This is a genomic window from Sphingobacterium sp. SGR-19 (genome assembly GCF_011043555.1).
In the GTDB taxonomy this organism is placed as follows: domain Bacteria; phylum Bacteroidota; class Bacteroidia; order Sphingobacteriales; family Sphingobacteriaceae; genus Sphingobacterium.
On sequence record NZ_JAAKGS010000002.1, the window covers coordinates 795,706 to 812,633 of the forward strand.

12 protein-coding genes are annotated in these 16,928 nt (G+C 44.6%); 6 read left to right on the forward strand and 6 right to left on the reverse strand.

Annotated features, from left to right (window positions below; translation table 11 throughout):
• Window positions 1-19 precede the first annotated feature (19 nt).
• The 6 genes from G5B43_RS07030 to G5B43_RS07055 all read left to right on the forward strand — a co-directional run bounded on the left by G5B43_RS07030 (window position 20) and on the right by G5B43_RS07055 (window position 10,403).
• The gene (locus G5B43_RS07030; RefSeq protein WP_165293986.1) at window positions 20-1,159 is read left to right on the forward strand and encodes an endo-1,4-beta-xylanase; all 1,140 of its coding nucleotides are present in this window, start codon (window positions 20-22) and stop codon (window positions 1,157-1,159) included.
• Between the two features lie 20 nt (window positions 1,160-1,179).
• Entirely contained in the window at window positions 1,180-2,142 is a 963-nt protein-coding gene (locus tag G5B43_RS07035) for a glycoside hydrolase family 43 protein (RefSeq protein WP_165293987.1), read from the forward strand.
• Window positions 2,143-2,164: 22 nt separating this feature from the next.
• Window positions 2,165-4,198, forward strand: coding sequence for an alpha-glucuronidase (locus G5B43_RS07040; protein ID WP_206367262.1), 2,034 nt, complete (start codon window positions 2,165-2,167; stop codon window positions 4,196-4,198).
• A gap of 62 nt (window positions 4,199-4,260) precedes the next feature.
• Window positions 4,261-6,156 (forward strand): glycoside hydrolase family 97 protein, encoded by a 1,896-nt coding sequence (locus tag G5B43_RS07045; protein ID WP_317167498.1) that lies wholly within the window; start codon window positions 4,261-4,263, stop codon window positions 6,154-6,156.
• Window positions 6,157-6,195: 39 nt separating this feature from the next.
• Window positions 6,196-7,962, forward strand: a complete 1,767-nt coding sequence (locus G5B43_RS07050) for a glycoside hydrolase family 43 protein (protein WP_240904779.1) — start codon at window positions 6,196-6,198, stop codon at window positions 7,960-7,962.
• A 65-nt stretch (window positions 7,963-8,027) separates the two neighbouring features.
• The gene (locus G5B43_RS07055; RefSeq protein ID WP_165293989.1) at window positions 8,028-10,403 is read left to right on the forward strand and encodes a beta-L-arabinofuranosidase domain-containing protein; all 2,376 of its coding nucleotides are present in this window, start codon (window positions 8,028-8,030) and stop codon (window positions 10,401-10,403) included.
• 106 nt (window positions 10,404-10,509) lie between these two features.
• On the opposite strand, the gene G5B43_RS07060 is transcribed toward G5B43_RS07055, so the two are convergent.
• From G5B43_RS07060 to G5B43_RS07085, 6 genes are all read right to left on the reverse strand, one after another.
• Window positions 10,510-11,358: a sialate O-acetylesterase gene (locus G5B43_RS07060; RefSeq protein ID WP_165293990.1), complete on the reverse strand. Its 849-nt coding sequence runs from the start codon at window positions 11,356-11,358 to the stop codon at window positions 10,510-10,512.
• Between the two features lie 207 nt (window positions 11,359-11,565).
• Window positions 11,566-11,928 (reverse strand): hypothetical protein, encoded by a 363-nt coding sequence (locus G5B43_RS07065; RefSeq protein WP_165293991.1) that lies wholly within the window; start codon window positions 11,926-11,928, stop codon window positions 11,566-11,568.
• 77 nt (window positions 11,929-12,005) lie between these two features.
• Window positions 12,006-13,073, reverse strand: coding sequence for a peptidylprolyl isomerase (locus G5B43_RS07070; protein WP_165293992.1), 1,068 nt, complete (start codon window positions 13,071-13,073; stop codon window positions 12,006-12,008).
• Between the two features lie 79 nt (window positions 13,074-13,152).
• Window positions 13,153-13,584: a hypothetical protein gene (locus G5B43_RS07075; protein ID WP_165293993.1), complete on the reverse strand. Its 432-nt coding sequence runs from the start codon at window positions 13,582-13,584 to the stop codon at window positions 13,153-13,155.
• 112 nt (window positions 13,585-13,696) lie between these two features.
• On the reverse strand, window positions 13,697-15,856 hold the full coding sequence (locus G5B43_RS07080; protein ID WP_165293994.1) for an endo-1,4-beta-xylanase: 2,160 nt from the start codon (window positions 15,854-15,856) through the stop codon (window positions 13,697-13,699).
• A gap of 29 nt (window positions 15,857-15,885) precedes the next feature.
• Window positions 15,886-16,914, reverse strand: coding sequence for a DUF5627 domain-containing protein (locus tag G5B43_RS07085; protein ID WP_240904780.1), 1,029 nt, complete (start codon window positions 16,912-16,914; stop codon window positions 15,886-15,888).
• Between the last annotated feature and the right edge of the window lie 14 nt (window positions 16,915-16,928).

The window sequence follows — 16,928 nt, forward strand, 5'->3', positions numbered from 1 at the left end:
GAAAGAAAGATCAATCATCATGAATATAGTAAAAACGATAATTTTAGCTGGAATCGCTACGTGGAGTATCGGTTGCACATCAACAAACTCGCAGGTCACGCAGAAGAAGGAAGCGGCGACATTTAAAGAGGCGTATGCTGATCGGTTCTATATCGGGACAGCCCTGAACTTAGAACAGATTTGGGAACGTAATCCCGTTGCTGAAAAAGTAGTCCAGGAGCAATTTAATTCGATCGTGGCCGAAAACTGCATGAAGAGCATGTTTATGCAACCGCGGGAAGGAGAATTTTATTTTAAGGATGCCGACCAATTTGTTGCATACGGTGAAAAGCGCAATATGCATATGGTGGGGCATACCTTAATATGGCATTCCCAGGCGCCGAGATGGTTTTTCACAGATAAAGAGGGAAAAGACGTATCGCGTGAGGTGATGATCGAAAGAATGCGGAACCATATCCACACGGTAGTTTCCCGATATAAAGGACGTGTCCATGGATGGGATGTGGTGAATGAGGCGATTCTGGATAACGGCGAATATCGTAAAAGCAAGTTTTACGAGATAATCGGGGAAGAATTTATTCCGTTAGCCTTTCAGTTTGCCAAAGAGGCGGATCCAGAAGCTGAATTATATTATAACGATTATTCCACGGCCATCCCCGCTAAACGTAAGGGCATTGTGGAAATGGCAAAGAAACTACAGGCTGCCGGAATTAAAATCGATGGCCTGGGCATGCAGGAACATCACGGATTGACCCACGCTTCCATAGAGGAAACCGAACAGACCATTTTAGATTTTGCGGCTTTAGGGGTGAAAGTTATGGTGACGGAAATGGATATATCGGTACTTCCGCATGCCCGACGTCATGTCGGAGCAGAATTGACGGATACGGCCGCTTATAAGCAGACTTTAGATCCGTATCAAGAAGAATTACCGGAAGGCAAGATGCATGAATTGGGGCAGCGTTATGTCGATTTCTTTAAATTATACCTCAAGCATCAGGATAAAATTAGTCGGGTAACCTTATGGGGCGTGGGTGACGCAGACTCATGGAAAAACAATTGGCCAATCGAAGGACGTACGGACTACCCTTTGTTGTTCGATCGTAACTACGAACCCAAGCCATTTGTTACCGATATTCTTGATTTAGCAAAAAAATAACCCGCATTACCTTTTTTAATATGAAAGCTTCCAGATATTTATTTCCGAGCGACTATATGGCGGATCCATCTGCCCACGTATTTGAAGATAAGATTTATATATACCCTTCGCACGATTGGGAAAGTGGTATTCCAGAAAACGATAATGGTGACCATTTCAATATGCGGGACTATCACGTGTTTTCGATGAATGATCCCGAAGCCGAGGTGGTCGATCACGGTGTAGCACTTTCCACGGACGATATCCCTTGGGCAGGAAGGCAACTTTGGGATTCCGACGTGGCCTATAAAGACGGTAAGTATTATATGTACTTCCCGTTGAAAGACCAAAACGATATCTTCCGTATGGGCGTTGCGGTCAGCGACCGACCGGAAGGACCTTTTGTTCCCCAGGCAAACCCGATGAAGGGCAGCTACAGCATCGATCCTTGCGTTTTTGAAGACAATGGCGCGTATTATATGTATTTCGGCGGCATATGGGGAGGACAACTGCAATTTTATCGGGATAATAAATTGACCCCTCCTTGCGAGCTTCCGCATTTCCATGAACCGGCTCTTTGTCCGAAAATAGTAAAGTTACAGGATAATATGTTGGAGTTTGCAGAAGCACCTCGTGACGTGCTTTTACTCGATGAAGAGGGAAATCCCCTGAAACAAGGTGATACCGAACGTCGGTTTTTTGAAGCATCTTGGGTACATAAATACGGAGGAAAATATTACTTTTCATACTCTACCGGTGACACCCACTTGTTGTGTTATGCTATTGGCGATAATCCCTATGGGCCGTTTACCTACCAAGGGGTGATCATGACGCCCGTCGTAGGCTGGACGACACACCATAGCATTCTGGAATTTAAGAATAAGTGGTACCTATTTTATCATGACGCGGTACCATCGGGCGGGAAGACTTGGTTGCGAAGCATGAAGATGGTCGAATTGGAATATGATGAACAGGGATTAATAAAAACCATAGCAGGACAATAACTGAGAACGATAACCCGTGGTAATGAGACGACTATTTTTTTTACTGATTTTACTGTCCCCTTGTTCGCTGTTTGCAGAGGACGGGAGCCAACTTTGGTTACGATACACTCCGGTAGACAAGCATATGGTGCAACAACGCACGATCAGTCTCCAAGCTAAAGATCAAACGGCGCAGTTAGCAAAACAGGAGTTGGAAAAGTACTGGCGGGGTTCATCGATCTCGCTACGGTTGGATAAGAAAATAAAAAAATTAAGGGACGGCTATCAGATCAAAGGAGACGGAACAGGGGTGGAGGTGGTCGCCGCGAAGCCCGCGGGGCTATTGTATGCCGCTTACCATTTATTAAGGCTGCAAGAAACGGAAACAGATATCGAACATTTGGATATCGAAGAGATACCGGATTATGACATCCGCATCCTGAACCATTGGGATAATTTAGACAGGACGGTGGAGCGGGGCTATGCCGGTTATTCGTTATGGAAGTGGGACGAACTGCCGAAACAGCTATCACCGAGATACGAGCAATATGCCCGGGCTAATGCATCTATAGGCATAAACGCTACGGTTTTAAACAATGTCAATGCTTCACCGCAAATTTTAACAGCGGACTATCTGGAAAAGGTGAAGGCGTTAGCGGATGTTTTCCGAAAGTATGGTATAAAGGTTTATCTGTCTGCAAACTTCTCTTCGCCGAAAGTGCTGGACGGTTTGTCCGACTCCGATCCATTGCGCAAAGAGGTGCAGGATTGGTGGAAAGCAAAGGTGAAAGAAATCTATCAGCATATTCCAGATTTTGGAGGCTTTCTCGTCAAAGCAAATTCGGAAGGACAACCGGGGCCACAGGATTATGGACGTACCCATGCGGATGGGGCGAATATGCTGGCGGATGCGTTGAAGCCGTATGGCGGACTGGTGATGTGGCGGGCTTTTGTCTATAATCCAACGGAAGAGGACCGGGCTAAACAAGCATATCAGGAATTTGTGCCACTGGATGGCGAATTTCGGGATAACGTCATTATTCAGATCAAAAATGGCCCGGTGGATTTCCAACCGAGAGAACCATTTACACCGCTTTTTGGTGCCATGAAGAATACCGCACAAATGATCGAATTTCAGATCACGCAGGAATATTTGGGCTTTTCGAATCACTTAGCTTATCTGGCGCCGCTGTTTAAGGAAGCGTTGGACGCGGATACGTATAGCGAAGGTAAAGGAAGTACAGTAGCACGTGTTACCGACGGGAGCATTTTTAAGGGGAAAAGAACGGCGATTTCGGCCGTGGCCAACATCGGCGAAGATATGAATTGGACAGGACACCATTTTGCACAAGCGAATTGGTACGCGTTCGGGCGGCTGGCCTGGAACCACCAATTATCATCCGAAGATATCGCCAACGAATGGATTCGGCAGACCTTCACAAATGCGGCTAATTTCGTGACACCTGTACGCCAGCTCATGATGGATTCACGTGAAGCAGTTGTGGATTATATGATGCCCTTGGGTTTACATCATATTTTCGCCTTCGACCATCATTATGGTCCGGAACCTTGGGGCGACCGAAAAGGTGGTAGACCCGACTGGATGCCTTGGTATTATCATAATGCGGATACGATTGGTCTCGGTTTTGATCGCACAGCTACGGGGAGCAATGCTGTGTCTCAGTATTATCCGCCTTTGGATAGCATATATGGAAATATGGCCAGCTGTCCGGAAAACCTGTTGCTATGGTTTCACCATGTTCCGTGGACACATACCATGAAAAGCGGACGCACGCTATGGGCTGAACTTTGTGTTCATTATGACCGAGGTGTGCAGTGCGTACGTACATTTCAGAAAACTTGGGATAAGCTGGAACCGTATGTGGATACACAGCGATTTAAAGAGGTGCAATCCAAGCTGAAAATCCAAGCCAAGGATGCGGTCTGGTGGAAAGATGCTTGCCTGCTGTATTTTCAGACGTTTTCCAAAATGCCTATTCCGTACGAGCTCGAGCGTCCTACCCACGAATTGGAAGAATTAAAAAAAATAAAACTAAATATGAAGCAGCATAATTAGTCACGCTTATGAATACAAATATGTTTTACCTACGTTTTTTTTTCTTATTTACTGTTCTTTTCGTGGGGAGATTGTTCGCACAGGAAGTGCCGATGGATAGTCCGGATAAAAACCTATCGGTTTTCTGTTCCATCGACGAGGGACGACTTGTTTACACCGTTGGCTATAAAGGGAAAGTAATCTTAGAGAAGTCTCCTTTAGGTCTAGAAACGAATGAAGGTGATTTTACGGCTAATTTGCAGATTGTTGCCGTAAATACAGGTAAAATTGAAAAAGAATATGAACAAGATCGAATCAAGACTTCACATATAAGGTACCAAGCAAATGTCTTGACGTTAACCGTGGAGAATGCCGACAAAAAAAGGATGTCGGTGGTGTTTCAGGTAAGCGACAATGACATCGCCTTTCGGTATGAACTCCCGATTTGGGGAGAACGACGGAGCGTTGTGGTAGAAAAGGAGATTACGGGCTACAGGTTTCCGAGCCATACGACATCATTTTTGTCGAACATGATGACACCGATGACCTCATTTGCACGGACAGCACCCAGTTATGAAAGTGGTTACAGCGCAGATGCTCCTATCGCGAAAGCTAAAAATGAATATGGGTTTGTTTTTCCGGCATTATTTAAGGTAGGCGAAGACGGTTGGGCGCTAGTTTCCGAAACGGGTGTTAGCAGCTTGTACTGTGCTTCTCATCTCAGTGAAATATCAGAAGATGGCGTTTTTCATGTTGCTTACCCCCAGATGGCGCAAAATAACGGTTTCGGGAGTACGGGAGCCGCACTAGGTTTGCCTGGGGTTACGCCGTGGCGAACAATTACGATTGGCAGCGATTTACAACCGGTTGTCGAAACGACGATACCGTTTGATGTGGTAGAGCCTTTGTATGAGGCGTCGAAGAAATACCAGTTTGGGAAATCCACATGGAGCTGGATCGTATGGCAAGATCAAAGTATGAACTGGGATGATCAGGTGAGGTATATTGATTTAGCATCTGCTATGGGGTATCCCTATATTTTAGTGGATGCGTTTTGGGACGAAAATATTGGATACGATCGTATGAAGGATTTAGTGGACTATGCTCGTTCAAAAGATGTAAACGTATTGCTGTGGTACAATTCCAATGGCACATTTAACGATGCACCGCAAGGCCCCCGGAATAAAATGAATACATCGATAGCGCGTAAGAAAGAGATGAAATGGTTGCGGTCGATTGGAGTAAAGGGAATGAAAGTTGACTTTTTCGGAGGCGACAAACAGGAGACGATGCGCCTGTACGAAGATATTCTTTCCGATGCTAACGATTTTGGTTTGATGGTTTTCTTCCATGGCGCAACATTGCCGAGAGGCTGGGAGCGAATGTATCCCAATTACGTTGGAAGTGAAGCGGTATTGGCGTCAGAAATGCTGATTTTCTCGCAACACGCCCGGGATAATGAAGCGTTTTACGCTACATTACATCCTTTTATGCGTAATAGCGTGGGAAGCATGGAATTTGGTGGCGTTTTACTAAATAAATACCTCACGAAAGAAAACAAGGATAGAAATGAGCGTTTAACCACAGATGCTTTTCAGTTGGCTACAGCCGTGCTGTTCCAAAACCCTGTTCAACCGTTCGCTTTAACGCCGAATAACTTAACCGATGTGCCGGCTTTCGAGATCGACTTTATGAAAAACGTACCAACCACTTGGGACGAAATTCGTTTTATAAAAGGATATCCAGGCAAGTACGTCGTCATTGCCCGCAGACATGGCGAGGCATGGTACGTTGCCGGTGTAAATGCAGAGGATAAAGCCTTAAAATTGACGTTGGATGTATCGATGCTGGGGAATAAACAAGTGACGTTGATTTCCGATGAAGCGGATGGAACGACCCTGCAGTCGGATGCTCAGATCGATAAAACAGGCAAAGTAGCAGTCACGATTCAGCCAAAAGGTGGGGTTATTATCTTTTAATGAACGAAGTGTTTGAAGAAATAAAAAAGAAAAAATAGGATGCAAAAAAAAGTGAGAAAGAGCAGGTATAAGCGGGCAGGCATGTGGTCATGCCTACTTACGTTGACGACGTTATCTGCGTGCCAACATGTCCAAGATAACGGCGATGGAAAAGCGAATATTGCTGCAGGTAACGAACCAATTTTCCAAAACTTTGAATATGTTGGAAATGACAAGATATATACGGAAAACCCTTTACCCGAAGGGCATTTTTACAGCCCGATCTTACAGGGATGTTATCCCGATCCCAGCATTACCCGTAAGGGAGATGATTATTATCTGGTAGCATCCTCCTTCGTTATGTTTCCGGGCGTGCCTATCTTTCATTCTAAGGACCTGGTGAACTGGAAGCAGATCGGCCATGTGCTGGATCGAGAATCGCAATTGAAGGTGGGTGATGCGGGCATTAGCATGGGTGTTTATGCACCGGATATTCTGTACAACCCACACAATGATACATTTTACATGATTACGACGCAATTTGCCGGTGGATTTGGGAATATCGTTGTGAAATCCAAGGACCCGCTTCAGGGCAATTGGTCGGATCCCATGAAGTTAAATTTTGATGGAATTGATCCTGCATTATTCTTTGATGATGACGGAAAAGCCTACGTGATACATAATGATGCACCAGATGAGGGAAAAGAACGATACAAAGGACACCGTGTGATTAAAGTGTGGGATTATGATGTGGAGAATGATCAGGTCATCGCGGGTACAGATAAAATTATTGTTGATGGTGGTGTAGATATTACGCAAAAGCCGATCTGGATTGAGGCTCCCCATATCTATAAGCGGTACGGTAAATACTATTTGATGTGTGCCGAAGGCGGAACCGGCGCGAACCACAGCGAGGTCATTTTCGTCAGTGACAACCCTCGGGGTCCTTACAAACCTGCCGAAAAAAATCCTATTCTTTCGCAACGGCATCTGGATAAGAGCCGGCCTAATCCAGTGGAATGGGCCGGTCATGCGGATCTGGTGGAAACGCCGACCGGCGATTGGTATGGTGTGTTTCTTGCTATTCGCCCGAATGAGAAGAATCGGGTGAATACCGGGCGCGAGACGTTTATTTTACCCGTTGATTGGTCTGGCGAATGGCCGGTATTCGAGGGCGGAATGGAACCGCTCCAGCCGTCTATCAAAATGCCTCAAGGTGCGGAAAATAGAATGAATACGGATGACTTTTTTCCTAACGGTAATTTTACGTTTGTAGATAAATTTGAAGGAAATGGTTTGGATGACCGCTGGATCGCCTTGCGCGGTCCACGTGAGAAATTTGTTGAAGAGGGTACACATGGATTGATCATCAAACCGTTTGATGTGAATATCAAAGCCCAGAAACCCATTTCTACTTTATTTCACCGTCAGCAGCACGCTACTTTTTCGGCATCCGTTGATATGAACTACAAGCCGGAAACAGAAAGTGATCTGGCAGGTTTAGCTTGCGTACAAAGCGAAACGTTTCATTACGTATTCGGCGTAACCAAGTCAGGTGCTGATTATTATCTCGTTTTAGAAAGAACAGAGAAAGGCGAATCATCTGTTATTGCGCAGACAAAGCTAGCGGAGGCGGGAAAAATTTCGCTGAAAGTAGAAGCCAGGGGAGATGATTATCAATTTACCTACGCAGTAGATGGCGGTGATTTTGAAAACTTAGGTGGCACGGTATCAGGTGATATCTTATCGACCAATGTAGCCGGTGGATTTACGGGCGCTATGATCGGATTGTATGCGACCTCAGCAAATGATATTAAAGTAGAATAGTTTTAGTTTAGTTGCTTGAACGGTTGCCCCACGTCCGCGGGGCGCCGTTTATTAAAACCTCAAATATGATCAATCGAAATAAAACCGCGATCCTCTTGCTGACTGTTGGTCTAAGCAGTACAGCTATTGCTCAAGATAAACTATACCCCCATACGTTCGCACTAGGCGACGTAAAATTATTGGAAAGCTCTTTTCTACATGCGCAAAATTTGAATGTAGAAACGTTGTTGGCATACGATGTTGACCGTCTTTTGGCCCCCTTTCTAAAAGAAGCAGGGCTAAAGCCGAAAGCGCCTAGTTTTTCGAATTGGATAGATTTAGACGGTCATGTCGGTGGACATTATCTTTCCGCATTGGCGATACATTATGCGTCGACTGGGGATGTGCGCTGTAAAGAGCGTATGGAATATATGTTGGCAGAAATGAAGCGTTGTCAGGATAAGAACGGTGACGGCTATCTGGGTGGTGTACCTAACGGCGAAAACCTTTGGAAAGAAGTAAAAAAAGGAAACGTAGGCGAGGTTTGGAAATATTGGGTGCCGTGGTATAACCTGCATAAAACGTATGCTGGCTTACGCGATGCATGGCTTTACGGGAACAATGAAGAAGCCAAAGCGATGTTTATCAAGTTGAGTGATTGGGGAGCCAATCTCATAGCTGCATTAAGCGATGAACAAATGGAGTCGATGTTGGCCAATGAGTTTGGGGGAATGAATGAAGTGTACGCAGATGCTTATCAAATAACAAGTGATGAGCGCTACCTGACGACAGCGAAGCGCTTTTCACATAAACAGGTTTTCGATTCGGTATCAAAACGCGTGGATAACTTGGACAATATGCATGCAAATACGCAGGTACCTAAAGCGGTCGGTTATCAGCGGGTGGCAGAGTTGACGCATGAACGGGACTATACGACAGCTGCAGATTTCTTTTGGGAGACCGTATCCGAGAACCGCTCTCTTTCCTTAGGTGGGAATAGCCGCCGGGAGCATTTCCCTTCGGAGCAAGATTTTCTAAGTTATATGGAAGAACGGGAAGGTCCGGAATCCTGCAATACCAACAACATGCTCAAGCTGGCGGGAGGCTTGTTCCGTATGAAACCCGATGTGAAATATATGGACTTTTATGAAAAAGCACTGTACAACCATATTCTTTCCACTCAACATCCGGAGCACGGTGGCTATGTTTATTTTACCTCGGCACGCCCGGCGCACTATCGTGTTTATTCACAAGTAAACAGTGCGATGTGGTGCTGTGTGGGTACAGGTATGGAAAATCATGGCAAATACGGGGAGATGATCTATACGCATGATGGCGACACGCTGTATGTCAATCTTTTTGTTGCCTCCGAGCTGGATTGGAGAGAAAAAGGAATAAAGTTAACACAGCACACCGATTTTCCGGTGTCTGGTAAGAGTACGTTAACCATTGATAAAATTAACTCGTCGGATGCTAAACTCCTTATCCGGTATCCGAATTGGGTGCCGTCGGGAAAGATGAAGGTCATCGTGGATGGACAAGACTATGCGACATCGTCTCAACCGGGTTCTTACATTGTGATCGACAAGAAGTGGCAGCAAGGCGATAAGATAGAAATTGATATGCCCATGGAATTCCATGTGGAGGAACTGAAGCAGCATCCGGAGTATATTTCGCTATTTAGAGGGCCGATTTTGATGGGCAGTAAAGTAGGGGGCGGTGACGTGTCCGGATTCGTCGCCGATGATCACCGTTGGGGGCATATCGCGCACGGTTCCTTGGTGTCTCTTTTTGATACACCTGCTCTTATTGGTGAACGTGCAGCATTGATCAACACGCTAAATCAAGCTATTCCCGTGGCGAACGAACCGTTACATTTTGAGATGCCCGCATCATTTATCGACAAACGTTTTGGCAAACTTACCTTACAGCCTTTTTATGAAATCCATGATAGCCGTTATATGATGTATTGGTTGGCGATGACTGGCGAGGAGTTTAGTGAGCTGCAGGCGGAGAAAAAAGAGGAAGAGCGGTTAAAACTGGAGTTGGATAAACGCACGGTTGATGCCGTAAAACTGGGAGAGCAGCAACCAGAGGTCGATCATCGCCTTAAAGAAGAAAAGTCTGCTCGTGGAGTACATCATGGTCAGTCCTGGCGGGAAGCTGAAAATGGAGGATATTTTTCCTTTGAATTGCAAACTGCCAAAAAGGAAGACCTATCGCTATTGATTACCTATTGGGGGTACGAATCTGGAAATCGTGATTTCGATATTCTTGTAGATGGGCAACTGCTGGCAACAGAGAAACTGGGAGGGAAATGGAATCAAAGTAAGTTCTTCGATGTTAGTTATGAGATACCGAAAGCGTACTTGAAAGATGCAGCGTTTGTTACAGTGAAGTTTGTTCCGCATGAGGGGCATCGAGCAGGACGCGTGTTTCGGGTGCGGTTGGTGAAGGATTGATCCGTTCGCAACGAGTTGTTAAAACAAAGAGGCTGTCTTAATATATTTGAGACAGCCTCTTTGTTTCTAGATATACTGCTTATCAGCAATATTTCCCGAAACAGTATCATTTTCGATTGTAATAGTAATCCAGCCACACATCGGCGTAGTGGTTTCCTAATTTGCGATATCCGGCCGAACTGAAGTGTATGTCGTCGGGAGCACCTTCGCAATATTTGGAAGAGACGATATGCGCGTTTGGAATGGTTTGCGGCAAGGTATTAATAATCTCATTCATACTGGCACATTTTCCATCTTGTTGTGCAGATAGCATTTCTCCAGCAAGGAGTGGCGTTTCGGAAGCCTCTAAATGCAAGTCGTTTAACAGATTGGTGTAAACCTTGTTAACTTTATTTGGCCAATCTTGGTCGCCGGTATTGCTTTCTCCTTGATGTAAGAGAATTCCCTTGATGACACCTTTCTGCTGTCCTATTTTCGCCATTTCAACCAATCTTTTGTAAGGATTGTTGTCGTACAGAGCGAGTTTGCTCTTCATCCAGCCCGGTGCTCTTTCCACGTAGGCGGCGGTGCTATCTTGATCGAATAGCTGAATGTGGCAACCGCCGATGGCCACATGGATTAACGCTACGGTAATACTATCTGGTAAATTTTGGACAAGGGCTTTGCCGAATTGCTCAGCAGGACTGACACCCGTATTGCAATGACAGAGTGGGGATTTTGCTTTGTACCAGTGGCCTTTCTGTCGGCCAAGGTCGGGACAATCGACAGCCTGTAAATGTAGTAGCCGGATATCCGCTATGGTATCCTGAACCTCGATTTTTCCGGTACCTTCCATGTTAGATTGGCCGAAACATAAGAAGATATAGACATTGCGGTCTTGGGCGTAACCGTGATGTATAGAAAAAACGAGCATGAAAAATGCCGTAAATAGGATGGAGACTTTATTTTTTATCATGATATTGTATTTTATGCTAAATATACGATCCATTGAATCAAATGAATAAGAGGGAGCGAAACCTCCCTCTTATCTGATAGCCCAATATAAATTATTTTACAGTTTTAAGCGGTTTTACCATTTGAATTCGAACCAAACAAATATCTTAAATAATAAATAATTTAAATTAAAGTGTTTTTTGATGATTTTACTTCCTTGTTAAGTTGATTACCACCAGGTTAAGGTGGCAGTTCCTGAAGCTCCGGTCGATCCATCAGCACCGATAAATACCCTAATGTAGCCCCAATATCTATATGAACCGTTTGCGCTGTGGTATCGGTCTCCACCGCCAGGTCCCCAATTATATTCAGCTAGAAGGATGTCATCGTACGCTTGTACGGACCCGCTAGTTGCCAGCATAGTCCAAGTACAATTAAGGAGTAACTGAGTACAGTAACTATTAATGTTTACCCCCATGTAAGCATAATTTGTTGGAATGCCGGCGTACGCAGTTACACTTTGTTGATTGTAGGCATACGAGCTGAACATGCTGCTAAAGACGATAGCTAAAATTAAAATGATTTTTTTCATGATTTCTAATTTTAAAAGTTTATAAAATGATTGATATAAGTAATTTATAATGGGATCTAGTGAAAAGGTAGCGGCGTTTATATTATTTTATTAATCGTGATCTTATAGAGGGATTTTAAAATGTCCAATTGTTTATTGTATTCTTCTTTTTCTTTTTCCAAATAGAGTTTGTGTCTGAGGTTTTCCTTTATTTTATAGTATGTAATATACATACTACCTACGGTGTTTCTTATTTCCAAAAGACAATATTGGTCATTGATCTTCATTGGATGTGACAGTACACCTGTTTCAAGTCCATCGATGTTTTGTTCGAGAATAGTGTCGTAGGTATGCTTTCCATCTCGGTGAAAAGTCAAGTGCTCTTTACTGGGTTCTAATTCTTTTTCTGATTGGCTGTTTGGATCGCGACGAAGTTGCTTGTATGACATCGCTTCACCTAGTGTTTTAAATTTATAAATAGTAATATCGGCCTTTTCGAAAGTTTTCAAGCTATCTTTACGCGATTGATAATAGCTTGCTATTGCTGATTCTTGAAGATCAATGTTGGCTTCAATATGTTTTTCCTTAAAATATTTGACGTAAAATTGATTTTTTATCGAGTTCTTAAACAGTGCGTATTCAAGATCCGATTCAGGAGATAGCTTTTGTGCCTCATCGTATAGAAATTGGTTGATTAAGTAGACTTCTATCAATTTCTTGACATCATCTTTATCTTTCAACGAACCTATAAACATAGGTTGATAGCGAATAAACTCTCTGAAATCTTTTCCTCTAAATTGTTTTCTTTGCTTGTGTAAGGTATATTCCATTAAGAGTAGACTATCCACGTGAGTACGCCAATCTTCTGCCAATTCATCGTATTGATCAGAGATATCCGCTATTGCATCTTCATAATATATGGGACATGTTTCAGATTGAATGCGTTGTACACTTTGCCAAACGTGAGTTTGAGTCAATTTTATTGTTAATTCCTGGCGGATAATGTTCTGAATTTCAGTAAAAGGTGGGACTGTTGCGTCCAATATGTCATGAACCAGAATAAGGTAGGCTCCTTGATCTGTCTGGACGGGCCCAATGATATCATTAATTTTTGCATCATCTAATCCATCTGTAAATGCGCCAAATGGAAGAAATGGATAGGACAATGCAATAGTATGAAATTTGTCAGATAAACTTTTTCTTTTTAGGTTGTCGAATTTTTGTTTGTTCGTTGTCTCCGCGCTTTCAGTAGGGGCGTGGGTGTCTGAGTTCCAGAACTTCGAGTTGGTAGTTTTGTTTTTTTCTTTGGTACGTCTCTCGCAACATTAAATTTGTAATCTCTATTTTCGGCTTTACAGTTTTGTTCCAGAGGTATCCGTCGACTTGTGAGATATAGAATTTCATAGCATATTCCAAACGCTTTTTTAGCTCCGCTATCGTATCAAAACTATTTTGCTTAGCGAAGGCAAGTATATAGGCGTCGTCTATAAGTTGTTTGCTGGATTGAGTAGAGTCGTACTTAGTTGTTTTTTTTAACTTTTCTATTTGATAGTTGTATTCATCACGGGAAAAAGAAAATCCACCAACCTCCAATACGATATCTTGGTTTGTTCCGGAGAAAGGTAGACAAGCACTCAAAAGGCCGAGTAATAGAGTATATATAGCTGTGTTTTTCATTTAATCTTCTCCTTTCAACGTTTTAATTGTACCAAATTGGGGAGGTTTTTATTATCCTCCCCAATTTGTTTATTTTATTATTTCTGTTTTTCTAAAGCTTCTGCAACTTTTATTATTTCTGTTTTTCTAAAGCTTCTGCAACGGCCTGATAGGCAGGCTTGCGCACGAAAGTTTCTGTCCACAACCCGATAGGTTCGCCCTTTCTCCAGAAGGAATACTGGGAATTAGGACTATCTAGCGGACTCCAGACGGTTATGCCGTACTGTTGCGCTTTCGGTATAATTTCGAAATATTTCTCAATGACAAACTTGTACATTTCTGCCTGTGCCGCATACTGTTCGGCTGTAGCATTTGGAGTTTGCGTGTTATCGCCCAGGCCAATATCCAGTTCGGATACTTTGATCAGCTTGCCGGTAGCCGCAAGAAGCTCGTACATATTGATAATGTTATCCTTGTTCGTGTTAATGTCAATATGCATCTGTGTACCGATTCCATCTACCGTTACCCCTTTGCTTTCCACATAGTCAACATAAGCGATGAGTCCTTCGCACTTGTCACCACCACCTTCGAGACCATAGTCGTTAATAAAGAGTTTATCCTCCGGGTCTCCATATTGTCTTGCATATTGGATCGCTTTGACCGCGTAATCTTTACCCAAGTAATCCTGCCAATAAAACTCATCCGCGGCCATATCTTCCTTACCTATACCTGTTTTCAAGGCATACTGATCCGGCCAATCGGACATGGGCTCATTGACGACATCCCAAGCCTTGATATGGCCTTTGGTCACCTCCATCATCCCGGCGATAAAGGTTTCCAGCGCCTGTGAAATGATTTGTTCCTTCTCTTCCGGTGTTTTCTCGATGATGCTTCCACCGGGGCCACCGTAGCCTTCACCGTTAGCAGATAACTGTCGGTTAGAGCCATTTCCCCAACCGCCCCAACCGGCCATGCCACTTTCGAAATCGCCGTTAGCGATGAGGTTTGCTGTACTGCCTGCCACGGTTAAGCGTACGTCATCGATATACACCGTGCCGTCATAAGTCCCGTGATTCACGATAAAGCGGTTTCGCAAGTCGGTGCTGGTTAACGTAAAGGTATACTCCTGATATTCGGTACCCAAACTGATGTTTCCGAAACTCTCGCCGGAATAGTCGGCTGAATTTTGAAGATCGACACCAATGGAACCGGCCTTGGAACCCTTTGCAGCGATGCTGAGCGTGAACGCTGTATTGGCGTCCACTGCGTCAAAATCGTAGGCCGTCTGCGCCTCCCAGGAGTTGACAACCGATGGGTTGCTAAGCACTAAGGCATAGCCGATATCGCCGACCGGTCCGCTGCCGCCTTCCTCGTTGAACTTGCTGATCGCGATATTGTCGAAATAGTAGGTCGTGGCGTTCAGTCCCAGATTAAAAGCGATTGCTCCCGCACCAGCCATTTCTTCGGATATCGTAATTTCTCGTGTGTAGGTCGACCATTCCGGCGTAGAGGAAATACTCCCGAAGAAATCATAGTGCATGTATTCGTAGGGCACCCGATGTGCTTGCGTGGAGTAATTAGCTGCAGCATCTGATTTTATATCGATGGATAGCTCATAACGCTCGCCTACGGCCACCGACTGGTCTAAGCTGATAAAAAACTGCACATCCCAATCGTTGGCACGAGCTGCGGTGTTGGTTAATTGTAATGCACGCCCCTGATCGTTAGCCCCTTGCCCGTCTGCTGTGAAAGAAACCGCTGCATTATCCGTATAGAGGTAGTTCGCATTGTCGTCGGTTTCAAAATCAATTGCGGTGACCAGATCCCAGCTGGGGCCGCCAATATTTTCGGGAGCAATTAAGCTGTTGAGGTAAGCCGCGTTTTGTCCGGCGTGCCACACCAAGGTATGACCGTAGATGCCCATCTCATTTTCCGCGGCCAATTCGATAAGGGACTGGACATTGGCCAAATTCAGCGATCCATCGTCCTGCACGATAGAAAAATGCTTCATGGCATTTCCGGTGACCAACTCGTCAAAATTTCGGTTCACCAAGCGGTGCATCACGCCTTTGCCCAAGTAATCAGAAGCGTTTACCGCCACACCCCAGTGAAAATCCGGGTTTGCATCTTTATCCAAATAGCTAAGGAGCGGCTCATACGAGTCAATATCTTCCTGCGCAATAATGCTTTCCGGTTTGTCCACCGGAAAGTCTGCAGTAAATTGTTTGGCACAGGAACTCCCCAGCAGGGCTGCTGCAAAGAAAAAAGTGCCGGTTTTATAACGAAGGTTCATATCCTAATCGATTAAAGTTTTGTATCTGTTTATTGTTCTTTAGGAGTAACCACAAAGGTCTCCATTTTTACCCCCCGATCACGCATCACGAGCGTATCCTTGCTGGAAATATGCATGCTAGCCATATCAATTTCATAGTCTAAGTACAGGACGTCCCGATCGGTATTGCCCCAGGAATTTTTATCGCCACGCTTCACAAACGATCCCGTTCCACTGGCATCCACACCAGAAGTGCCCGAGCTGATGCTGCAGTTGTTGTCGCTATCGAAGGTCAGAATTAATTCCATGTCAACATTAGTTTGGTCTACATCCGCGTAGGCTAAGGGCAGCACCAGTCTTTGTAAACCTTGACTGTGGAGACTGATGACTTCATCACGTTCCACTAAGCCTTCATTACGGACGATCCTTTGCGTTAGACTTTCACGACCGCTTTTTCCTTCAATATCATCTACGCCGCGGCGCAGGTAGTTACCATGCCAAGTGTTGATGTATTTAATCGCATATAAGGTGTAATTTTTCGGCATAATCTCCCAATCTTCTTCCATGGTCGGTCTAAACAAGCTGCCGGATTCTATGGGTAGTCCCGACAGGATGGTATCAGCATTGCTGACGCCGGTCATACGAATCGGTAAGACATAGTTGGTGCTGAGTGATTTGGGATCGGCAAAGAAAGCGTCCGTCAGTTGTACTTCCACGCCACCCACCAGATTGCCCTTAGGTATGATGATGTTGTTGGATGCCAGCGTATAGTAATTTTCCGGCAGGGCCTCAATAGGAGCTCCGCCAGGGGCGCTTCCCCCCGGACCGAAGACGATATCGTTCGTCAAGCTATTATCCACTTCAAAGTCAATACGGACATCCTGCAAGTTATTATATACGCCGGCAGTGGTCGCCATGACCATGAATTTATGATCGTTGTCCAAGCTGGTATCAAAGACATCCTCCCCTAAGGTTAGGGTACGTATTGGAGATTGATACGCGAAGTATACCGACTGATAGTCGTAATCCGGAAACTCCCAATCTTGATTTTTGCAGGCTGAAAAGCCAAGGACAAGCAAAGCAATTCCGCAGT